At 43.9% G+C, this 21,663-nt stretch carries 20 protein-coding genes; 12 read left to right on the top strand and 8 right to left on the bottom strand.

Going from position 1 to position 21,663, the window contains the following annotated elements; genetic code table 11:
• The coding region (locus tag PLH26_RS08955) for an acetyl-CoA carboxylase carboxyltransferase subunit alpha (RefSeq protein WP_324585673.1) at positions 1-959 on the bottom strand (959 nt) is incomplete at its 3' end.
• Between the two features lie 293 nt (positions 960-1,252).
• Between PLH26_RS08955 and PLH26_RS08950 the strand changes: the two genes are divergently transcribed.
• Entirely contained in the window at positions 1,253-2,062 is an 810-nt protein-coding gene (locus tag PLH26_RS08950) for a glycerophosphodiester phosphodiesterase family protein (RefSeq protein ID WP_324585672.1), read from the top strand.
• Positions 2,063-2,403: 341 nt separating this feature from the next.
• Positions 2,404-2,994, top strand: coding sequence for a GNAT family N-acetyltransferase (locus tag PLH26_RS08945; protein ID WP_324585671.1), 591 nt, complete (start codon positions 2,404-2,406; stop codon positions 2,992-2,994).
• Between the two features lie 137 nt (positions 2,995-3,131).
• Here the strand turns inward: PLH26_RS08945 and PLH26_RS08940 are convergent, their stop codons facing one another.
• Positions 3,132-3,659, bottom strand: coding sequence for a hypothetical protein (locus PLH26_RS08940; RefSeq protein ID WP_324585670.1), 528 nt, complete (start codon positions 3,657-3,659; stop codon positions 3,132-3,134).
• A gap of 186 nt (positions 3,660-3,845) precedes the next feature.
• Between PLH26_RS08940 and PLH26_RS08935 the strand changes: the two genes are divergently transcribed.
• From PLH26_RS08935 to PLH26_RS08890, 10 genes are all read left to right on the top strand, one after another.
• Positions 3,846-4,346 (top strand): hypothetical protein, encoded by a 501-nt coding sequence (locus PLH26_RS08935; protein ID WP_324585669.1) that lies wholly within the window; start codon positions 3,846-3,848, stop codon positions 4,344-4,346.
• A 13-nt stretch (positions 4,347-4,359) separates the two neighbouring features.
• Positions 4,360-5,268: a hypothetical protein gene (locus PLH26_RS08930; protein ID WP_324585668.1), complete on the top strand. Its 909-nt coding sequence runs from the start codon at positions 4,360-4,362 to the stop codon at positions 5,266-5,268.
• Positions 5,269-5,337: 69 nt separating this feature from the next.
• A complete protein-coding gene (gene darB, locus PLH26_RS08925; RefSeq protein WP_324585667.1) occupies positions 5,338-6,486 on the top strand; it encodes a dialkylresorcinol biosynthesis protein DarB in 1,149 nt (382 codons plus the stop codon).
• Positions 6,487-6,756: 270 nt separating this feature from the next.
• Positions 6,757-7,170, top strand: a complete 414-nt coding sequence (gene DarG / locus PLH26_RS08920) for a flexirubin biosynthesis protein DarG (protein WP_324585666.1) — start codon at positions 6,757-6,759, stop codon at positions 7,168-7,170.
• Positions 7,154-8,173: a BtrH-related acyltransferase DarH gene (darH, locus tag PLH26_RS08915; RefSeq protein WP_324585665.1), complete on the top strand. Its 1,020-nt coding sequence runs from the start codon at positions 7,154-7,156 to the stop codon at positions 8,171-8,173. Before DarG ends, darH begins: the two co-directional genes overlap by 17 nt.
• A gap of 222 nt (positions 8,174-8,395) precedes the next feature.
• Complete coding sequence (locus PLH26_RS08910) at positions 8,396-9,139, top strand: ABC transporter ATP-binding protein (RefSeq protein WP_324585664.1); 744 nt, start codon at positions 8,396-8,398, stop codon at positions 9,137-9,139.
• A 38-nt stretch (positions 9,140-9,177) separates the two neighbouring features.
• A complete protein-coding gene (locus PLH26_RS08905) occupies positions 9,178-10,461 on the top strand; it encodes an ABC transporter permease (RefSeq protein WP_324585663.1) in 1,284 nt (427 codons plus the stop codon).
• A gap of 11 nt (positions 10,462-10,472) precedes the next feature.
• Positions 10,473-10,736 carry a phosphopantetheine-binding protein gene (locus PLH26_RS08900; protein ID WP_152267469.1) on the top strand — a complete coding sequence of 88 codons (264 nt, stop codon included), beginning with the start codon at positions 10,473-10,475 and terminating at the stop codon, positions 10,734-10,736.
• Between the two features lie 10 nt (positions 10,737-10,746).
• Entirely contained in the window at positions 10,747-11,934 is a 1,188-nt protein-coding gene (locus tag PLH26_RS08895) for a beta-ketoacyl-[acyl-carrier-protein] synthase family protein (protein ID WP_324585662.1), read from the top strand.
• A gap of 45 nt (positions 11,935-11,979) precedes the next feature.
• The gene (locus PLH26_RS08890) at positions 11,980-12,663 is read left to right on the top strand and encodes a TapB family protein (protein ID WP_324585661.1); all 684 of its coding nucleotides are present in this window, start codon (positions 11,980-11,982) and stop codon (positions 12,661-12,663) included.
• An 18-nt stretch (positions 12,664-12,681) separates the two neighbouring features.
• Here the strand turns inward: PLH26_RS08890 and PLH26_RS08885 are convergent, their stop codons facing one another.
• The 6 genes from PLH26_RS08885 to PLH26_RS08860 form a co-directional block, all read right to left on the bottom strand.
• Positions 12,682-13,149 carry an SPOR domain-containing protein gene (locus PLH26_RS08885; RefSeq protein ID WP_324585660.1) on the bottom strand — a complete coding sequence of 156 codons (468 nt, stop codon included), beginning with the start codon at positions 13,147-13,149 and terminating at the stop codon, positions 12,682-12,684.
• A 113-nt stretch (positions 13,150-13,262) separates the two neighbouring features.
• The gene (deoC, locus tag PLH26_RS08880; RefSeq protein WP_324585659.1) at positions 13,263-13,919 is read right to left on the bottom strand and encodes a deoxyribose-phosphate aldolase; all 657 of its coding nucleotides are present in this window, start codon (positions 13,917-13,919) and stop codon (positions 13,263-13,265) included.
• A 104-nt stretch (positions 13,920-14,023) separates the two neighbouring features.
• Complete coding sequence (gene secA / locus PLH26_RS08875) at positions 14,024-17,350, bottom strand: preprotein translocase subunit SecA (RefSeq protein WP_324585658.1); 3,327 nt, start codon at positions 17,348-17,350, stop codon at positions 14,024-14,026.
• A 354-nt stretch (positions 17,351-17,704) separates the two neighbouring features.
• On the bottom strand, positions 17,705-19,108 hold the full coding sequence (locus tag PLH26_RS08870) for an MBL fold metallo-hydrolase RNA specificity domain-containing protein (protein WP_324585657.1): 1,404 nt from the start codon (positions 19,106-19,108) through the stop codon (positions 17,705-17,707).
• A 163-nt stretch (positions 19,109-19,271) separates the two neighbouring features.
• On the bottom strand, positions 19,272-20,807 hold the full coding sequence (locus PLH26_RS08865) for an alpha-amylase family glycosyl hydrolase (RefSeq protein WP_324585656.1): 1,536 nt from the start codon (positions 20,805-20,807) through the stop codon (positions 19,272-19,274).
• 49 nt (positions 20,808-20,856) lie between these two features.
• On the bottom strand, positions 20,857-21,663 hold an 807-nt coding region (locus PLH26_RS08860; RefSeq protein ID WP_324585655.1), incomplete at its 5' end, for an OmpA family protein.

Genomic DNA, 21,663 nt, shown 5'->3' with positions numbered 1-21,663 from the left:
AAACCCATTTTGCTGTACTTTTCTATGCGCTGCTGTACGCGTACCGCCGGGTCAATGGATTGCAATTCTTTAATGAGCGGGATAAGGTATGATTTCAGCGTTTGTGAGGTTTCTTCATAATTCCAGTGTGCTCCTCCATATGGTTCGGGTACCACATCATCAACCAGCCCAAACCCCTTCATATCGGCGGAGGTTAGCTTTAACTGCTCTGCAGCCACCTCCTTCTTTTCCCAACTGCGCCATAAAATGGAGCTGCAGTTTTCGGGTGAAATAACCGTGTACCATGTATTTTGCAGCATCAGCACCCTGTCGCCCACGCCAATACCCAATGCCCCGCCACTGGCGCCTTCACCTATGATCACACAAATTACAGGCACTTTCAGCCGCATCATTTCATAAATATTTCGGGCGATCGCCTCTCCCTGACGGCGTTCTTCTGCCTCCGCACCCGGAAATGCACCCGGCGTATCAATAAGCGTAACAATGGGCTTATTAAATTTTTCGGCCAACTTCATCAGCCGCAAAGCCTTGCGGTATCCCTCAGGATTAGCCATACCAAAGTTCCGCAACTGCCGCATTTTGGTGTTGATGCCTTTCTGGTGACCAATGATCATTACTGTTTGTCCGCCCAACTGTCCAAATCCTCCCACTATTGCCTTGTCGTCCCTTACATTCCGGTCGCCATACAATTCAACGTAATTGGTGCACATCCTTTTTATATAGGCATGAGTATAAGGTCTGTCGGGATGGCGGCTCAACTGTACCTGTTGCCAGGGCGTGAGATGCTGGGTTATTTCCTTTCGCTTTTCAACAATAGATTGCTCAAGCTGTTGTATGGTATCCGTATAATCCATTTTCGGATTTTTCTCGGCCATTTGTTTCAACTGTGCTATCTGGTCAAACAATTCTTTGACCGGCTTTTCAAATTCCAGGAACTGTCTTTGTTTAAATTGAGGCATAAGCATTAAATATGCGGACGGCAAAAATAATATTTAATAAGGAAATGACGGTAGAATTATCTGTGCAGCAAAAAAGAGGGTGCGGGTTGCAGGTTATAGATTTATATCCCTTCGGATTTTTGAATTGCACTCAGATGCGGTGCTGACCCTCCTTGCGTCGGGTGCCGACCGCATCTCCGGATTTCGGATTTCTTTTTAACCCTTTTTCTTCATAAATATTCATTGATCTTTACAACGGTTAAAAATCCAGGCTTAAGATTTACTTTTGCTGCCATCACTGAAACAATCATCAAATGAAAAAATCTTTTTTTCTTCCTGCTGCATTTTTCTTATTGCTGTCAAACGGTTGTATGTCTTCCAAGAAAACAATAAATGCGGCGTTGTCGTTTGCTCCCAATATTGTTGTAGCCCATCGGGGCGCCTGGAAGAAGAACAAACTTCCCGAAAATTCTATCGCTTCATTAAAGGAAGCGATACGGATAGGCTGTACAGGATCAGAGTTTGACGTGCATCTCACAGCAGATGACAGCCTGGTGGTTAACCACGACCCGCATTATGCCGGGCTAACCATTGAAAAAAGCACATATGCCCAATTGTCTGCTACAAAGCTGCCTAACGGTGAAGTGCTGCCCACCGTATACAATTACCTGCAGGCGGGCATGCAGCAAACAAAAACGAGGCTTGTACTGGAGATCAAACCCTCTCTCATAAGCAAAGAACGGGGACAATACCTTGCTGAAAAAGTAGTAGCACTGGTGAAGCAACTAAAAGCCGAGCCCTGGATCATGTATATCAGCTTTGATTACGACATTCTTAAAAAAGTGCTTGAATTACAGCCCGGTGCGGAAACCGCTTATCTCAACGGCGACAAAACGCCTGAGCAGTTGGCTGCAGATAACATCTCAGGCGCCGATTATCACTTCGCCGTATTTAAAAAGAACAACAGTTGGATCACAGATGCTCAAAAAGCAGGTGTGAGTCTGAATGCATGGACGGTAAACAATACAGAAGACATGCAATGGTTCATCGATAATAAATTTGATTACATCACCACCAATGAACCGGAGCTGTTATTTGACATTCTAAATAAAAAAGGAAGGTAAAAATATAAATATCCCCGGGCATCATATATTCTGTAAATCTCTGTAATTTTGTACTTTCATCAGAACAAAAGAATTGCTCATATTAACACAGAACTGAAATTGGAATATTTTTCAACCCGCCGGTATAATATCATAAAGCATGCGATCCCTGCAAATGAAGGATCGTTTTTAAGGGTTACCTCAATACGGCATTTTCCCCGACGACCGCAATTCTGATATGGTGCGCCTGCTGCGTAAGCCATGAAGGCGCTCCATAGCTTTTACGCTCCTTATTGTAAAAATGCTTTTCTTACTTTTTATTTTCCGAAGCTTTGGAACATCAACAAAAATGCATCGTACGGATGGCAACATCCGGAGATCATCCATACGCTACAGCAATTGCAAATGAAATGGCTTATTCATCCGCCAGCCGCGGTACGGGCATCGCTTACCGCCCTCCGGAATATGTAATGAAAAAGATGGATGAGGGGCTTGCCGTTATCGCCGTAAACGCAGACAACGGAGCATGGGCGGGGTTTTGCTGCATTGAAGTATGGCAGCATAAAAAATACGTGGCAAACTCAGGACTGATCGTACCTCCCGCTTACCGTGGCACAGGAATATCCAAAGAAATCAAGATCGCCTTATTTGATCACTGCAGGAGTAAATTTCCCGACGCCAGGCTGTTTAGCTTATCGGCAAGCCCTGCTGTAATACACATGAACAAAGCGATGGGATATAAAATTATACCCTTTGCCGAAGTGGTGAATGATGAACTGTTTTTAACAGGCTGTGAAAGCTGGGTCAATTACAGGGATATCATGAGCAGAGAGGCAGCTCCTTTGCCTTACGTGGCTATGGTATTTGATCCCGGCGCTGAATCTTTTGAACCTCTCCGCCCCTGTTCATCACAGTATATTTTAAATGAGACTTCATATACGGTGGCAATGTAACGGTGCTTTGCCTGCGGGTATATGGCCAGGGAGAATGTACTGTTGTTCTTTTCCTCTATTTTGTTATGAAGCCGCTGAAGAAAATTAAAACCGGAACGATGAGCATTTTGCGGCTTCAGGTCCTGGTGGCATGCTTTTTACCTGCCGCCAATAACATAACGTGCCGCCAGTCCAAAATTAGCGGCATGAAAAGAATCGTAATAATCGGGGCGGGTGAAAAATATGGTTGGGCGATAATCCGCAGTTAAATTCAGCGGAATAGAAGGAAATTTATAATCTATACCACCGGTGGGATAAAATCCGAAACCAAAACCCTTATACCTGTGTTCTCCCGAAAAAGCATTATAGCCCGTTAACCCCCCGCCAATAAACCATTTTAATCCCGTAACGGGTATATCAAAATGGTGCTGGTAACTTGCAGAAACGGAAAGGCTGAATGGACGGTACCTGTTATTGACATAATAATAACCTCTTGTTCCACCACCGGCATTCAGTTCAAACGCACCTGCATTGCTCACAAATGTTTTATAGGAAAATGCAAAAAGATCATAATAAGACTCGGGTGCCAGGCGTATACCAATAGCGCTTTTATAGTCTCCCTGTGCTGTGGCAGCAACGCCCATTCCCATTGCGATCAGGGTCATGCATAACAACTTTTTCATCATAACAATTTTTAATTTGATGCGCCAAAGATATGACCGAAACAGGCATATCATATCTTGGCCAAACTTATAAGATCGTTTTTAAACAGTTCTTAACATAAATATTTTAATCTATATGCCGTGTAAATCTAAAACCGCACCAAAATTGCATTTAGCTAAAATATTATTCTTACTATATTTGACGCCTGTATGTTGAAACCAGCATTTATTTCATTGATAGTTACGGTATTGTTGCTGTTCACTGCACAATTGGCCTGTGCTCAAACAGGCACTGCTGCATTTAACCGCACTGCCTTTTATAACGCATTTGCCAGCAACAACGTCAGCAGTATCCAGAAGCAACTTGATATCGTTGACAAAAGCCTGCAGGATGGAAAAGAAGCCTTTGAAGGTGCATTAATGATGAAAAAAGCAGGACTGATCAAGGGTGCATCACACAAGCTTAAAGTATTTAAGGACGGAAAGGAAAAGCTGGAAACCATACTTGATCAATATACAAACAATGCAGAATTCCGGTTCCTGCGCCTGATGATACAGGAAAAAGCTCCCAAAATACTTGGCTACGACAAGCAATTGGAGGAGGACCGTAAATATATTGTGGAACATTTTAAAACGATGCCGGAAGCCGCCCGAAAGGCTGTTCTGGATTACAGTAAATCATCCAGGGTTTTATCGGCCGCAGACTTCTAACCCCCGGGAAAGCATGAGCAAAAAAATTTTAGCTGTTTATTTTACACAGTCAGGACAACTGGGAGACATTATTGATCATTTTACAAAACCCCTGGCATCTTCTGCCGGCATCTCTGTAGAAAAATTGCGCATTTACCCCGCGAAGCAATTTCCCTTTCCGTGGAGCTCACCTGCATTTTTCGAAGTCATGCCCGAGAGCGTGGAAGGCGTACCCGTGGAACTGGAACCTTTTGCGTTTAAAGAAGCCCGGTATGACTTAATTGTTATAGGCTATCAGCCCTGGTTTTTATCTCCCAGCATTCCTGCCAGTTCATTGTTACAGCACCCTTCATTTAAAACGCTTCTTAAAAATACGCCGGTAATTACGATCAGCGGATGCCGGAACATGTGGATCAATGCGCAGGAAAAAGTTAAGAGAAGACTAAGCGAAGCGGGTGCTGACCTGGTAGGAAATATAGCTTTGGTAGACAAGCATAGTAATTATGCCAGCCTGGTAACGATATTTTACTGGATGCTCACCGGTAAAAAAGACAGGAAATGGGGACTGTTTCCCAAACCAGGCGTGTCGGATGAGGATATTGCGAATTCCGCTATATTTGGCGAAACGGTAAAATTGCATCTCCAAAAAAGCGAATGGAGCGGATTGCAGGCCCGACTGCTGGAGCAGTACGCAGTAAACATAAAATACAGCCTGATGTTTATTGAGCGAAAAGCAGGGCGCATATTTTCCATCTGGTCGAAAATTATCAATAAAAGCAAAAAAAGGAGTGCCCTGCTTGTTGCATTCAAATATTATCTTTTAATTGCTCTTTGTATGGCAGCACCCATTATTTTACTGGTTGATGCTATATTTTTTAAGCCATTTTTGGGTAAACGCATAAAAAAACAAAAAGAATATTATGCAGGTGTTACACTGAAGTAATTGGCTGACAATGATGACAGTAATTATATCTGATAATATTCTATTTTTGAATTTCTATACATGAAGCAAATGGCATTGAACGAAGTTTATATTACAAGAACAGCCAGTTTTTTCCCCAACAGCCCTGTTCCCAACGATGAAATGGAGGAATACCTGGGCTATATCAACAACAAACCCTCCAAGTCGAAGCGGATCGTGCTGCGCAATAACGGCATTGTTAACCGGTACTATGCGTTGGAAAAAGGGGGGAGGATAACCCATACCAATGCACAAATGGCGGCCCTGTCGGTAAAAGCATTGTTCAAAGATCAACCCGAAGAAATAAAATCCATTCAGCTGTTGTCCTGCGGCACTTCGTCACCCGACCAGATCATGCCCTCTCATGGTGTAATGGTGCACGGCTGGCTCCCGGAAAGCGGCGCCATAGAAGTGGTTTCACCTTCAGGTGTGTGCTGTGCCGGTATGCATGCACTCAAATACGCCTATATGGCCATTAAAACAGGCGATGTGTCAACAGCCGTAGCCACAGGATCAGAAAGGATGTCGGCTTCTTTACGTGCAGATCAGTTTGAAGACGAAGTGCAGAAGCTGATCGAACTGGAAGAAAACCCTTATATCAGTTTTGACAAAGAATTTTTAAGGTGGATGCTGTCGGATGGTGCATCGGCTTTTTTGTTGTCGGGCAAAAAAAATGAAACGGGAACAAATCTTCGCATAGAATGGCTGGAAGGCGTGTCGTATGCACAGGAAATGGAAGCCTGCATGTATATGGGCAGCGAGAAGCTTGATGATGGAACCCTGAAAAGCTTTCTCGAATACACACCGGATGAAATAACCGAAAAGTCGGTAATGAGCATTAAGCAGGATGTAAAACTTCTTAGCGAACACATTGTTCCTTTAGGCGGAATTAAGCTCAAAGAATTATTTGATAAAAAAGGATTGACGCCTGATGATATAGATTATTTTTTACCGCACATGTCCAGCAATTTTTTCAAAAGTAAAATATATGAAAGGCTGGAATATAACGGTATGCCTATACCCTACGAGAAATGGTTTGTTAACCTGAGCACCGTAGGCAACGTTGGGGCTGCTTCTGTTTATATGATGATTGATGAATTATTTCACAGCAGTAAACTTCAAAAAGGCAATAAAATTCTTTTATTGGTTCCCGAAAGTTCCCGCTTTTCATATATGTACGGATTACTGACCGTATGTTGAGAAATGTGACAATTGAGAATTTGAAAATGGATATAGCGGCCGGCACAAGACAAAGAAATGTAATATATGAAGATCGTTGCAGGGTACAGGTTGCAAGGTCAGGTTTTGTCGTTCCACGTTTATCGCTTCACGAGGAAATGTGAAAGATGAATAGTGAATGAAGAAGGAGAAGAAAAATTCATCCGCTCATCGTTAGTATACCGGGCTGAGTACTGAATCTGGCGGCTGAAAGCTCAATGCTGAACGCTGACAGCCCAAAACAATGGCTCCATGAAAAGAGAAGACATACCCCAGGATCCCGGCGCATTGCATAATGTAACGAAGGAGGTTTCTTATGCGGTAGATGAAAACGGGAATTATGTAACGGAGCTGAGTACGGGCTGGGATGTAAAAATCAAAGCATTGGATGTTGCCTGGAATGATATCGAAAAAAAGGTTGCCGACGCCAGAAAAAAATTTTTAAACAACGAAGCGAGCCCGTTGCTGTATTTTATGGAGCTAAAGCTGATGGACATAAAAATCCTGTCGGACTATACCGGTTTTTGGAAATGGCAGGTAAAGCGTCATTTAAAGCCCCATGTGTTTGAAAAATTATCAGCCAAAAAATTACAGAAATACGCAACTGCTTTCGACATAACTGTTGACGCATTAAAAAATGTGAATCTGAATGAAACCGGAGTATAAGCATTTGCAGGCAGCACATTGTGAAAATGGTGTAACAACGAGCCTGTTACAACATTATGGAGTGCATCAAATAACAGAGCCGTTGGCTTTTGGTATTGGCTCGGGTCTGTTTTTTATTTATATCCCTTTCATGAAAGTAAATGACGGTCCGGCCATTTCCTTTCGTACCATGCCCGGCATGATCTTTAAACGCACCTGCAGATCGCTTGACATTCCTATACTGCGCAAAAAGTTCTCATCCAAAGAAAATGCGCAGCAGGCTTTGGACAAGCGGTTGCAGTCGGGGCATCCGGCTGCCTGCCAGGTAGGTGTTTTCTATCTTCCTTATTTTCCAAAAGAATACCGCTTCCATTTTAATGCTCATAATTTAATAGTGGTAGGCAAAGAAGCAGATAACTATCTGATCAGCGATCCCATCATGGAGAGCATAACCACCATGACCAGCTATGAGCTGGAGCGGGTGAGGTTTGCCAGGGGGCCGCTTGCTCCGCGCGGTCAATTGTATTTTCCAAGAGAAAAAAGAGCCGTAACCAGTGAACAAATGAAACAGGCGATCGCTACAGGCATTAAAAGAAATGTGCGTCACATGTTATATGCGCCGGGCAATATTGCCGGCATAAGCGGAATACGCTATACGGCGAAAAAAATAAAAAAATGGCGCGATTCACTGGGGCCCGAAAGATCACGCAGTTACCTGGCGCAACTGGTGCGCATGCAGGAAGAAATTGGCACAGGCGGCGGCGGGTTTCGCTTTATCTATGCCGCTTTTTTACAACAGGCTCATGCATATCATCCTGTTGATGAATTGATGGATATATCAAAACAGTTCACAAAAGCCGGTGATCTTTGGAGAGATGCTGCTATCCAGGCTTCAGGGATATATAAAGGCCGGCTTACCGAACAGCAGGACTATAATGTGATGGGCGACTATCTTTTGGATATAGCAGAACTTGAAAAGAAGGCATTCAGAGATTTAGCCACAACAGTTAAAAAATTACGTTAATGGAGAAGATGATGAATGATTCAGGTTGCAGGTTGGAGGTTGCAGGTTGCAGGGTACAAGTTGCAGGGTACAGGTTGCAGGTTCCAGGTTTCAGGTTTCAGGGCATAGGGGGCAGGATATCCTATATCCGATACTGCTATAGCCCCAACAACAGCCTCCTCTCACTTCTCACCTTTCACTTCTCACCTCTCACCTCTCACCTCATACCTCACACCTAACCCCATGCCTCCCGCCATCTATATAGAAAACCTGAGCTTCGGATACAAGGGCAATACCCGTAAAGCCGTAAAGCAATTGAATTTACAGGTGGAGCAGGGAGACCGCTTTGGTATTTTTGGGCCCAATGGTGCAGGCAAAACCACTTTAATGAACCTAATGACGGGCCTGCTGCCTTATACAACAGGATCTGTTCAATTATTGGGGCATGAAGTAAAAAACAATAAAAGATTTATCAATACATTATTTGGTTTTGTGCCACAGGATTTTTCTTTTTACCACGAACTAAGCCCCGTGGAGAATATGGAATTCTTTGGTGCATGGGCGGGACTTCATAAAAAGGAAATACAACAAAAAATAAATGATCTACTCAACATCATGTCTTTGCAGGGGGTGCGCAATAAGCCGGTCAGTACATTTTCAGGCGGCATGAAACGAAGGGTAAATCTTGCCATAGCCATAATGCATGAGCCCCGGATTTTGTTTTTAGACGAACCTACCGTGGGTGTGGATGTACAAACACGCCATGCCATAATACATTACCTGAAAGCGTTGAAGGCAAAAGGCATCACGCTTGTATACACGTCGCACCAGATGAAAGAGGCGGAAGACCTTTGTAATAAAATTGCCATGATAGATGAAGGAAGGATAATCGCCAATGATACATTAAACGAATTACTAAAAGAACACCAGCAGGATGGGCTGGAAGGATTGTTCCTGGACCTTACGGGCAGGGAATACAGAGATTAAAGGATTTGAAATTTCAAATTTTAAATTTTAAATCACTAATGTTCAAACTCTGGTCAACCATAATAAAGGATTACAGGATTTTAACCCGCGACAAAATGGGGCTTACACTTATGTTCGTAATGCCCATTATACTGGCTATTGTGATCGCTTCTGTACAAAACAGCACTTTTGAGCTGGTGAACGAAAACAAAATACCCGTTCTGCTTCTGAACAAAGATACCGGCGAACCGGCCCGCGAACTGGAGACAGCATTGTCTAAAGTGGGTATGTTTGACATTAAAAAGGTACACGATATTCAAGATGAAGCAGATCTTGAAAGCCGCATCAATACCAAAGATGCATTGGTGGCCATTGTTATACCGGCTAACTATTCGGAGGGAGTTTTAAAAAAGGCAAAGCATGTAACCGGAGAGGCCCTGAAAAATATAACCCTGCAGGAAGATAGCATCCGGACAGAAGGGCCGGATACCGTCATTCCTGTTAAATTGTATTATCATCCTGTATTGCAGCAATCGTTTCGCAAAAGCATTGATGGTATGCTGCAAAGCACATTGCAATTCATACAAAGCAAATACATTGTAAAAAATGTATACTATGCAGTAAACGAAGAGAACATACCGGATGCTCTGGAAAGACAGATCGTTACCAATCAAACTCCCGTGGCGGAAATCCCCGTTTCCAAAAGCAACAGCCGTCAAATACCCAATGCCACGCAGCATAATATTCCTGCCTGGACTATCTTTGCCATGTTTTTTATAGTAATATCGCTGGGCAGCAGTATAGTTAGAGAGAAGTTAAACGGCAGCATCATCCGGCTGCGCACCTTACCTACTTATTTTGGGTTAGCCATTGTTTCAAAACAAATAACGTATGTGCTTGTAACGTTGCTGCAGGCAGCAGTGATTTTTTCTATTGGCACGTGGTTGTTCCCTCACATGGGCTTGCCGGCATTGAACCTGCCAGCCGATAAAATCGCCCTGTTTTTCGTGACTTTTATTTGCGGAGTGTGCGCTACCAGCTTTGCAATTTGTGTAGGTGTGTTTTCCAACACGCAGGAGCAGGCAAACGGTTTTGGCGCGGTATCTGTTGTGTTGCTGGCAGCCGTTGGAGGACTGCTGGTTCCCTCCTTTGTGATGCCCGCCTCCTTTCAGTTCATCATGCGGCTGTCGCCATTGCACTGGTGCCTTGAAGCCTATTACGGGCTGTTCCTGGAAGGCGGCAATCTCCAGGATATTTGGATGAATATTATACCTTTACTGGTTATTACAGTATTATTGCAAATAATTGCGTTTTATGGATTACGGCGCAAAAGTTTGATCTGAAAATTCTGCAAATGGAAAAAGAACAATTAAAGCAACAACTCAAACAACAAATAGTTCAGTTCCTAAATCTTACAAGCGTAAAACCGGAAGACATCAAAGATGATGAGCCTTTATTCGGAGAAGGACTGGGGCTCGACTCCATTGATTCTATTGAACTGATCGTATTGCTTTCTCGCGAATACGGCATTACCATCCAGGATCCCAAAGAAGGCCGGAAAATACTGGTAGACATCAATACCATGGCCGATTATATTGCAGAACACAAAACCAAATAAACGTTTTCTATTGAGCCGGGTTTTTGTTACAGGAATGGGGATAATCAGTGCGATTGGCGATACCGTTGAAAGAAACCGTGAAGCGCTGATCAATAAGCAGTGTGGCATTACCCGGCTCTCGCTCTTCAATACAAAATATACCGGACTGCGGCCATGCGGCGAAATAAAAGTGGAAACCCATGAACTGAAAAACAAGCTGTGCGCTCACGAAAAAGGTGTTACCCGAAGCTCCGTACTGGCATTGCACGCTTTTAAAGAGGCTGTGGCCGATGCAGCACTTTCAGCCGGTCAGTTATCATCAACCCATACCGCTCTTATCGGAGCCTCTACAGTTGGCGGCATGTGCCTCACCGATGAATTGTACCGGGATGCCAACAAGAGTGAAAACGGATCTGAATATCTTTCTTCCTACGATTGTGCTTCTGTTGACCTGTATCTCCGGTTGAGATACAGCATTGGCGGAATTATAAATACGATCAATACAGCCTGCTCTTCTTCTTCCAATGCCATTATGTATGGCGCAAGATTATTAAAAAACGGTTTGGCCAAACGGGTAATTGCCGGGGGATCCGACAGCCTGGCAAAATTTACGATCAATGGATTTAATGCGCTTCACATACTTTCACCTGAAAAATGCACACCATTCGACAGAGACAGAAAAGGATTGAACCTGGGAGAAGCTGCTGCGTTTCTGGTATTAGAGAAAGAAGAAGATATTGCAGGGAAAAAAGTGTATGCCGAATTAACCGGCTATGGCAACAACAATGATGCATTTCACCCTTCTTCCCTGTCGGAAGAAGGAGACGGCCCGTTTTTATGCATGCAAAAAGCGCTGCAGGAAGCACAAATTCCCGCTTCAGCGATCAGCTTTGTGAATGCCCACGGCACAGCTACGGAAAACAACGACGCTGTGGAAAGCCGGGCTATGATCCGGCTGTTTGGGAAACCGCCGCTCTTTGCTTCTACCAAAGCCAATACAGGTCATACGCTGGGGGCCGCAGGTGCTGTAGAGGCTGTGTTCGGCATTTTAAGCCTATATCATCAGGAGATATACCCCGGACTGCATTTCAGCACTGCAATAGAAGCTACCGGTTTAAACCCTGAAACCAGTTACAGAAAAATACCGCTGAAGCATGTGATGTCTAACTCTTTCGGATTTGGGGGTAATTGCACTTCCCTGATCTTTTCGGGAGCATAAGAAGGAATAATTCTCTATCTTTCCTATGTGAACAACCCGCATTTTATGAAAAATTTATTGCTTGTCTTTGTTTTTGTATTCATCACCCGGGATGCCTGTGCACAAAGCTGTGCATCGTTTTATCTTTTGCAAAACAATAAAACTTTAACGTTTGCAGTATACAACAAAAGAGGAAATGCAAACGGAACCATCATTTATAAAATTTCCGGCATGCCTGCCAAAGGCGCCACAACTGCGGCAACCGTACATACCAATTTGCTTGATAAGGAAGGAAAATCTGTAAATAAGGGAGTCAGCAATGTAAAATGCAGCAACGGTACAATCATGATTGACATGAATCTATTCCTTCCACAGCAGCAAACCGAACAGTTCAATAAAACACATGCTAAGGTTAAAAATGCATTTCTTGAATACCCTGCTGCAATGGAAACCGGCGATCAGCTTAAAGACGGGACTTTTAATATGGAGATTGACAATAACGGTTTAAAGCAAATTTTAAAGATGCATATCTTTAACAGGAAAGTAGGCCCCACAGAAAAAATAAGCACTAAAGCAGGTACATGGGATTGTATGGCGATAAGCTACCAGGTAAAACTTAATATTCAAACAGGACCTATTGCCATACCGCTAAATTATCATGCAACGGAATGGTATGTACCCGGATTTGGTATCGTTAAAACCGTTAGTGAAGCGGGGTCAACAGAAATCGTTTCCATAAAACAGGGATAATGATTTTTGACTTCCTGCTTACGGCCTATCGCTTACCACATCTAATATAAGCTCCCCGTCTTTGGAAGGTTTCATTTGTATCTTAGCCGGCACGATAAATACACCGGAAGGGTAAATCTTTTTTACTTTTTCCATTAACTCTTCCGCATCTTCCCGCGTTCTGAAGTTGCCCATTTGAATTTTAAAATAAGGGGAATGATAAATAAAATAGGTTTTCTCTTCCGGAAAATCGCTCAGCATACGGGTTTTAACCGATAGCGCTTTTTTACGGTCGTTGGTGTTGATCACCTGCAAACGGAAACCCGACATGTTTTTGATCGTTGTTAGATATGCAACTTCATTGACCTCCCTGTTCTTTTTCACAAGTGCATTTACCCTCGGGTCGCTGTTTACGGAAACATGCTGAAGAGAATCATTCTCCGGATCCTGGGCAAATGCTCCTGAAGCAATAAAAAAAGCAATAGCGCAAATACATATTCTTTTCATGCTGCTTATTTAATAAATATTATGTTGAATGCTAATGTACATACTCTTTTATATAGTCACCAGGAGCAAAATACACTTTAGCTTTTCATAATGTTAAATAAAAACCGTACCAATTATTGGCCCGCCTGTTTCATAATATCAACGCTGCTGCTGCATCCTATACGATCTGCTCCGGCAGCAATGAGCTCGCAGGCAAATGAGAAATCACGAATGCCACCCGAAGCCTTTACCCGGATATGCGGCGGAAGGTGCTGCCTCATGAGCCGGACAGCTTCAACAGTAGCCCCTTTCCCATTGACGCCGGTAGAGGTTTTTAAAAAATCTACTCCTGCAGCGCCATACAATTCACAGCATTTGATGATCTCGTCGCTGGTCAATAACCCGGTTTCTATAATAACTTTTATTAAGCGCCCCCTGTTCCTGATCACAGGTAGCAGGGCATTGATCTCGCTGGCAATAAACTGCCAGTCATTGTTTTTTATAGCAGCAATATTGGCTACCATATCCAGCTCATCAGCTCCGTCTACTACAGCCAACACTATTTCTGCCAGTTTTGCTTCAATGGCCGAATATCCAAAAGGAAATCCTATTACAGCAGCGGTTTTTATTGCTGAACCGGCAAGCAATCCTACAGCTTTCTTAACGTATAAAGGGGGAACACATACTGCAGTGAAACGATATTCAAGCGCCTCCCGGCAAAGCTTTTCAATATCGGCAACGGTTGCACCGGGTTTTACATTAGTGTGATCAATATAAGCGGCAATGTTCAATTTGAGATTTGATGAGTGAATAGTGAAGGGTGAATGGTGAATTCACTGCCCGCCATTGGCTGTTCCCGTACGCCCTATACCTTATACCTACTCCTTATACCCTGCTAAGCCTCCTTACCATGGCATTGCTTGTATTTTTTACCGCTGCCGCAGGGACAGGGATCATTTCGTCCGATCTTGGGCCCAACTTTAATCGGCTCCCGCTTTGTGGCGGTGCCGGAAGGATCAAAATAGTCATTTTCATTTGCCGCATAATCGTCGCCACGGGCATCAATTTCGTCCTTATTGGCTCTCATCCTGCTCATGTCGGTTTTCTGTTCCCTGCCTTCCCGGATCTGTCCCGCATTTTGCTCACCAGGTATAGCAGCATGGCTGAGGAATGAAACGATATCCCTGTTTATGTCTCCATCCATGTTACGGAACATCTCAAACGCCGAGGTTTTATATATCACCAACGGATCTTTTTGTTCATATACCGCCGTTTGTACGCTGTGCTTCAAATCATCCATCGCTCTAAGATGCTCTTTCCAGGCGTCATCAATAACGGCGAGCGTAATGGTTCTTTCCAGGGCGTTTGCCAGTTCCGTTCCTTTCGATTCTAAGGTCTTTTTCATGTTTGCCAGTACCTGGATCCCCTTTTTGCCATCCGAAAAAGGCACCACCACATTTTCGATATGGTTGCCCTGCATGAGCTTAATATTCTGAAATACGGGCATGGATTGCTTCGTGAGGTTTTCCTTACGTTCCTGGTAATGCGCAGATGCTTCACTATACAAATGCTCCGCTATCTTATTGATATCCCCCTTCATAAACTCATCGTGCCCGATAGTAGTATCAATACCAAAATGAATGATGGCAGCCAGCTTAAAGCCTTCATAATCTTCCTGCTCGCGGAAAGAATTGATCAACCCTTCAGAAACATTGTAAAATGCATTATCCAGGTCAAGCGCCAGCCGGTCGCCAAACAATGCATGCTCACGTTTGGTATATACTACATTGCGCTGCTTGTTCATCACATCATCATACTCAAGCAAACGTTTACGGATACCGAAATTATTTTCTTCTACTTTTTTCTGCGCTCTCTCAATACTTTTGGTGATCATGCTGTGCTGGATCACCTCACCTTCCTTATACCCCATCCTGTCCATCAGCGAAGCAATGCGTTCACTGCCAAACATACGCATCAGGTCGTCTTCGAGCGATACGTAAAATTGCGAGGTGCCGGGATCACCCTGCCGGCCGGCACGACCGCGCAACTGTCTGTCTACGCGGCGCGACTCATGTCTTTCCGTACCGATAATAGCAAGCCCGCCCGCTTCCTTAACACCAGGACCTAATTTTATATCCGTACCGCGGCCAGCCATGTTGGTGGCAATGGTAACAGCTCCGTTTAAGCCTGCCTCCAGCACTACCTGCGCTTCGCGGGCATGTTGCTTTGCATTCAACACATTGTGCGGTATTTTTCGTGCATGCAGCATTTTGCTCAGCAATTCACTTACTTCTACTGAGGTAGTACCCACCAGGCAGGGACGCCCGCTATTGCGCAGTTTATCAATTTCTTCAATTACCGCTTTATACTTTTCGCGCTTGGTTTTATATACCAGGTCCTGCTCATCTTTACGTGTAACGGGTATGTTGGTAGGAACAGAAACCACATCTAATTTGTAAATGCTCCAGAACTCGCCCGCTTCCGTTTCCGCAGTACCCGTCATACCCGATAGCTTGTGGTACATACGGAAGAAATTCTGCAAAGTAACGGTAGCATAGGTTTGCGTAGCAGCCTCTACTTTTACATTTTCTTTGGCTTCAATGGCCTGGTGCAAACCATCGCTGTACCTCCGGCCTTCCATAATACGGCCCGTTTGCTCATCAACAATTTTCACCTGCCCTTCTACTACAATATATTCTACATCGTTCTCAAATAAGGCATATGCTTTCAGCAGCTGCTGCACCGTATGTATGCGATCTGCTTTTTGCGCATACTCACTCAACACTTCTTCCTTTTTGCGCAACTTATCTTCCGGGCTATCACCGCCCTTTTCAATATCAGATAGCTGGATGCTGAGGTCAGGCAGTATAAAAAAGTTGGGGTCTTCACCCCCTTTTGTAATATATTGCAATCCTTTATCTGTAAGCTCTACCTGGTTGTTCTTTTCATCAATGTGAAAAAACAATTCCTCATCCACAATATGCATGTTCTTTCCCTGGTCGGCCATGTAAAAATTTTCTACCTTCTGCAATTTCACACGGATACCCGGCTCACTCAGGTATTTGATCAGTGACGTAGTCTTGGGCAGCCCACGGAATGCACGCAGCAATGCAAGCCCTCCTTCCCGGATATCGTCTTTGCCTTCCGCTATCAGCTTTTTGGCTTCAATCAACGCCTTGTTCACGACCTGCTTTTGCGCTTCCACCAACTGGTGTACGCGGGGCTTCAACTGAATATATTGCTGATCATCGCCGCCTTTTGATATGGGACCTGAAATGATCAGTGGCGTACGTGCATCATCAATCAATACGCTATCTACTTCATCCACCATACCGTAATGATGCTTGCGCTGCACCATTTCATCAGGGTTATGAACCATATTATCACGCAGGTAATCAAAACCAAATTCGTTGTTGGTTCCGTAGGTTATGCTTGCCTGGTAGGCTTTTCTCCGGTCGGCGCTGTTGGGATAGTGCCGGTCTATACAATCTACCGTAAGCCCGAGAAATTCATATAAAGTACCATTCCATTCAGAGTCGCGCTTGGCCAGGTAATCATTTACCGTAACAATATGTACCCCCTCATCAGCCAGGGCATTCAGGTAAGCCGGCAAGGTAGATACCAGCGTTTTACCTTCACCGGTAGCCATTTCGGCAATTTTTCCCTGGTGCAATACAACACCGCCAAGCAACTGCACATCATAATGCACCATGTTCCACGTAATAAGGTTGCCACCGGCCAGCCAGCTGTTCTTATACGTTACCTTATCGCCCTCAATAGTAATATGCTGCTTTTTAACACTCAGCTCCCTGTCCAGTTCTGTAGCAGTGGCTACCAGTTCCGTATTATTTGCAAAACGACGTGCCGTTTCTTTCATAACAGCGAAGGCTTCCGGCAGAATTTCATCAAGCACTTCTTCGAGCTTTTCATTGCGCTGCTTGCCCAGCTTATCTATTTGCTGGTATATTTCATCCTTTTGCATTATTTCGGTAAATGCCAGTTCTTCCGCCTTTTGCTTAAGTTCCGCTATTTCATTATCAACAGTTGAAACATGCTGCTTAATACGGGACTTGAATTCCGTGGTTTTATTTCTCAGCTCATCATTGGAAAGCGATGCATAAGAAGTAAAATACGCATTGATCTCATCTACGTAGTGCGAAATATTTTTAATATCTTTTTCCGATTTGTTTCCTCCAAATATCTTAGAGATAAATTGCAACATATTGAGAATGTGTTAATAAGATATGCTTATGATATTGTGCCGGGTTAATTATAATATGCTGTATTGGTGAATAGTGAATAGGGAATGGTGAATGGTGAATCATTCTCACTATTCATTTTTATGCTCCCGCTTTTCACGATACAATACGTTATATGATCAACTTAACTCCGGCTCTCCTTTTTTCTGACAAATATAATGCTGTTTTTACGGGCAGCCATAATGGCAGAAAGGGAACAAAGGTAAGAAAACTACGAAAGAGGAAAAGAAATTTGATCCTGTTAACAGAAGGTTTGAAAAGTTTATGGTTTATCGTTTATAGTTCGTCGTTCAAACCAGAAACTATAAACTTTATCACTACCCCAAGCCCAGTTCAAAATGCTTTTCGGGTATCTGCACATCTAAAAAGCCCTTTTTCTGCAAGCGGTTCCTGAAGTCCTGCTGCACATCGTATTCGCCATGAACAAGAAACAAAGTTTTCACTTTCCTGGGATTCTGACAGGCAAGGAACTGGCTCAGGTCTTCATAGTCGCCATGGGCGCTCATGCTGCGGATGGAGCCAATCTCAGCATTTACCTGGTGATAAACCCCAAAAATAGTTACTTCTTTTGCGCCGGCTATCAGCCTTCCTCCCAGGGAATGAGGCTCGCAATAGCCGGTAAATAAAATAGTATTGCGGCTGTTTTCTATGGTATTGCTGATGTGATGTTTTACCCTGCCGCCTTCGGCCATGCCGCTGGCAGAAATAATGACGCAGGGCTCATTACGGAAATTGAGCAGCTTCGATTCATCAACCGACTTAATGAACTTCAGTCCTCTGAACCCAAAAGGATCCTCGTCTGATTGTAATATCTTCTGAATGGTATTGTTAAAATACTGAGGATATTTCTTTACGATCTCAGTAGACTTAACACTAAGGGGACTATCTACAAAATAATCCAGGTCGGGCAATCTTCTTTCCAACTCTAACTGGTTAAGCGCAAATAAGATTTCCTGTGTACGCCCCACACTAAAGGCAGGCACTACCAGCTTACCTTTTTTTTGTATGCACGCTTTTTCAATCCATTGCAGCACCTGGTCGGGCGTTGTGGTATGCTGGTCGTGAAGGCTGTTGCCGTAAGTTGATTCGAGTAAAATATAATCCGCCTGCGGAAAAGTTTGGGGTGAACGTAAAATAACATCCCTGTAACGCCCTACATCACCGCTAAAGCTGATGCGCGTAGCTTTGCCGTTCTCTGTTATTTTCAGGTGTGCTGCAGCGCTCCCGATAATATGCCCCGTATCGGTATACAACAATTCAATACCCTTTTCTATTGTAAACCAACTGCCATATTCTACTGTTCTGAAAAAGCCACTGGTTTTTTTTGCATCTTCCGTATTGTAAAGAGGTTGCAGGTATCCCTGGCCGGAAGCAGCTCTTCGTTTATTGATGTACTTTACTTCATCTTCCTGTATGCCGGCCGAATCCTCAAGCAATACTTCCGTTAACTCGCGGGTGGCGGGTGTGCAGAATATCTTCCCCCTGAAACCATCTCTCACCAACCTGGGTAATAATCCGCTGTGATCTATATGTGCATGCGACAATACCACGTAATCTACTTCCGGCGGATTAAACCCCCAGTCCCTGTTCAGCACATCTGTTTCTTTACCCAGCCCCTGGAACATCCCGCAATCCAGCAGTATTTTTTTCCCGCTTTTTAAAGTGATCAAATGCTTTGAACCTGTTACGGTACGGGCTGCGCCATGAAATGCTATTTTCATATAGTAACGTTTTTTTAAAATATCCGGAAAAGCGGGAATCTATATTTAAAGAAACAAGTTCCCGATAAATTTTTAAACCCAAAAAAATACTTCACCCGGAGGGGCTGTCTAAAAAACCAATGTTTTGCCGCAAAGCCGCAGGGGCACAAAGAAAAACCTTACATCAGTTAACCAGCTCCCAAACCTCAATCGCGTACGGCGAAACAGACATCTCTATATTCCCGGTTTTCACAAGAGCAGCAGCTTCACCAAATAAATGTTGCAGGCGTTTATTTGCAAATGAAATTTTACCGGCACCGGCGTTGATATGTAACGCTTCAGCATTGCCGGTTAAGTTGATGGCTATAATTATAACCTGGTCTTCATTGTACCGCATAAAGGAATATACATTGGCTGAATTGTTTTGGAGCGTTTTATATTTCCCGTATGCAATAGCGGCATTTGATTTTCTTAAAGCGATGAGCTGCTTATAAAAGTTCCATAACGAATTCCGGTCATTTTTTTGTTCTTCCAATGAAATACCATCGTCACGTACCAAATAGCTGTCCTGCCACCAGGGACCGGTGTCTTTGTACCACAAAGCCATCCCCTGCCGGTAAATATCTTTATACCATTTAAATGCTTCGCGCCGCGGGATATCATTTCCATCGGATATGCCGTATTTTCCAAAACCGCCATCCCCTGTCATCCCCAGCTCCTGACCGTAATAAACCGCCGGCGTTCCTGCCAGTAACAGGTTTAAGGCAGCGCCTGTACGCAATTTATATTCATCACCCAAAACCTGTGTAGCAAAACGTTGCGTATCATGATTCTCTATAAATACTATGTTCTGGTTAGGATCAGGCGCCATATTGAAAGTGATCGCGGCTACCCGGTCTATTTCATCTTTATTAAATGTAAGCATTGCCTCCCTGAGTGGAAAGGCAAATACACGGTCTGCACCACTTTCCTTTATATGATCGTCACCAAACGAATCCCAGTCGGTTTGTTCGGCAATAAAAACCAGTTCCGGTCTGAGTTCTTTCAGCTTACCGATCAAAGGCTTCCAGAATGTTTCAAACAGATTGCTGAGCCGCTTTTTATTGTCGAGCGTATCCATCATATGGTCCAGCCGGAAACCATCTACGCCGTCTGTTGCATTACCCGGATCGGCCCAGTAGCTGAAAAGCCTGTACATATAATCCTGCACTTCTTTATTGTGCAGGTTAACAGTGGTAATGTTCCGGTAAACCGCATCATAGCCATGCAAGCCGCTGATATCGAATATGATGGTTTCCGGTATTTTGTTTTCTTCGTCTTTATACAACAAATACTCACTGAAGGGCGAATGCGGGTTTTCGTAAGCATCTTTATACCATGCATGATCTTCGGTTATATACTGGATCTCCATATCCATGTATATTTTCATACCGCGCTGATGTGCTTCCCTTACCAGTGAAAAATATGATCCGGCCGTTCCGTATGCGGGATCAATGGATTCAAAATCGTCCGCAAAATAATTGTGATAATAGGCAGACCTGTACAGGGGTGTAAGCAGGATGGAAGTAACGCCCAGGTCCTGCAAATAACCCAGCTTTTGTTTCAACCCGTTCAGGTCGCCATGCTTATCGTTATTGCTGTCAAAAAAGCTGCGCTGAAATACGTGATAAATAATTTCGGCACTGGAAGAATTACCGGTATAGCTCTTTTTTAGATGCATATTAAAAGAAAACGCTGCGGTGAAAAAGCGAGCTCATGATCATCAAATCTTATTTTGACAGGATGGTCAGTTCCGTGCGTCTGTTCCGGGCTCTCCCTTCTTCGGTGGCATTGCCGGCCACAGGCCGGGCATCACCAAACCCTTTGTATTGCAGACGTGCGGCTTCAATGCCTTTGGTAATAAGATAATCTACTACCGCTTTTGCCCGGTTGTTCGACAGCTTTACATTATCGGCTGCATTACCTGTATTATCGGTATAACCGCTGATCAGTATTTTAATGCCGGGATTATCGTTAAGCAATTCCACCACACGGTTGAGCTCGGATACGGATTGCTGTTTTAATTCAAACTCGTTAACATCAAAAAAGATATTGTTGAGAATAACCGATGCGTTTGCTTCTACAGGCTGCAGCCCGATATCAATGGTATAGGTTGAGTCGGGTGTTTTTTGACTGAAAGGAAAGTTCCTTGAGTAAAACAGGTATCCTTTCCGGTTTACATTAAATGCATAATCCCTGCCCAATGGCAGTGTGATGAGATAATGTCCGCTTTCATCGGTTTGCACTTTTACAAGGGTTTGCCCTGTAGCAATATCAATCAATTCCACTGCAGAAGGCAACCCTTCCCGTGTGGTGCTGTCAAATACTTTTCCCTGCACCCATAATGTTTTGTTGGGGCGTATATCCTCCCGCATTTCAAAAGTATAAATATCAAGTCCGCCACGCGTGTCGGGCCTGTCGCTGGCATAATACGCGGTCTTACCATCTGCCGCTACCACCAGGCTGCCTTCATTTTCGGTAGTATTGATAGGATAGCCCAGGTTTTCAACATTATCCCAGCTGCCATCGCTTTGCCT

This window comes from Agriterribacter sp., assembly GCF_035444585.1.
Classification (GTDB): domain Bacteria; phylum Bacteroidota; class Bacteroidia; order Chitinophagales; family Chitinophagaceae; genus Agriterribacter.
This window is presented reverse-complemented; position numbering and strand designations above follow the sequence as displayed.

Bases quoted from the DNA above. Each gene is read 5' to 3' on its own strand.
- PLH26_RS08945 (WP_324585671.1), top strand. From the start codon at position 2,404: ATGGCAACATCCGGAGATCATCCATACGCTACAGCAATTGCAAATGAA.
- PLH26_RS08950 (WP_324585672.1), top strand. From the start codon at position 1,253: ATGAAAAAATCTTTTTTTCTTCCTGCTGCATTTTTCTTATTGCTGTCA.
- PLH26_RS08935 (WP_324585669.1), top strand. From the start codon at position 3,846: ATGTTGAAACCAGCATTTATTTCATTGATAGTTACGGTATTGTTGCTG.
- PLH26_RS08865 (WP_324585656.1), bottom strand. From the start codon at position 20,807: ATGCATCTAAAAAAGAGCTATACCGGTAATTCTTCCAGTGCCGAAATT.
- PLH26_RS08870 (WP_324585657.1), bottom strand. From the start codon at position 19,108: ATGAAAATAGCATTTCATGGCGCAGCCCGTACCGTAACAGGTTCAAAG.
- PLH26_RS08910 (WP_324585664.1), top strand. From the start codon at position 8,396: ATGCCTCCCGCCATCTATATAGAAAACCTGAGCTTCGGATACAAGGGC.
- PLH26_RS08930 (WP_324585668.1), top strand. From the start codon at position 4,360: ATGAGCAAAAAAATTTTAGCTGTTTATTTTACACAGTCAGGACAACTG.
- PLH26_RS08940 (WP_324585670.1), bottom strand. From the start codon at position 3,659: ATGATGAAAAAGTTGTTATGCATGACCCTGATCGCAATGGGAATGGGC.
- darH (WP_324585665.1), top strand. From the start codon at position 7,154: ATGAAACCGGAGTATAAGCATTTGCAGGCAGCACATTGTGAAAATGGT.
- PLH26_RS08885 (WP_324585660.1), bottom strand. From the start codon at position 13,149: ATGAAAAGAATATGTATTTGCGCTATTGCTTTTTTTATTGCTTCAGGA.
- PLH26_RS08900 (WP_152267469.1), top strand. From the start codon at position 10,473: ATGGAAAAAGAACAATTAAAGCAACAACTCAAACAACAAATAGTTCAG.
- secA (WP_324585658.1), bottom strand. From the start codon at position 17,350: ATGTTGCAATTTATCTCTAAGATATTTGGAGGAAACAAATCGGAAAAA.
- darB (WP_324585667.1), top strand. From the start codon at position 5,338: ATGGCATTGAACGAAGTTTATATTACAAGAACAGCCAGTTTTTTCCCC.
- PLH26_RS08905 (WP_324585663.1), top strand. From the start codon at position 9,178: ATGTTCAAACTCTGGTCAACCATAATAAAGGATTACAGGATTTTAACC.
- PLH26_RS08890 (WP_324585661.1), top strand. From the start codon at position 11,980: ATGAAAAATTTATTGCTTGTCTTTGTTTTTGTATTCATCACCCGGGAT.
- DarG (WP_324585666.1), top strand. From the start codon at position 6,757: ATGAAAAGAGAAGACATACCCCAGGATCCCGGCGCATTGCATAATGTA.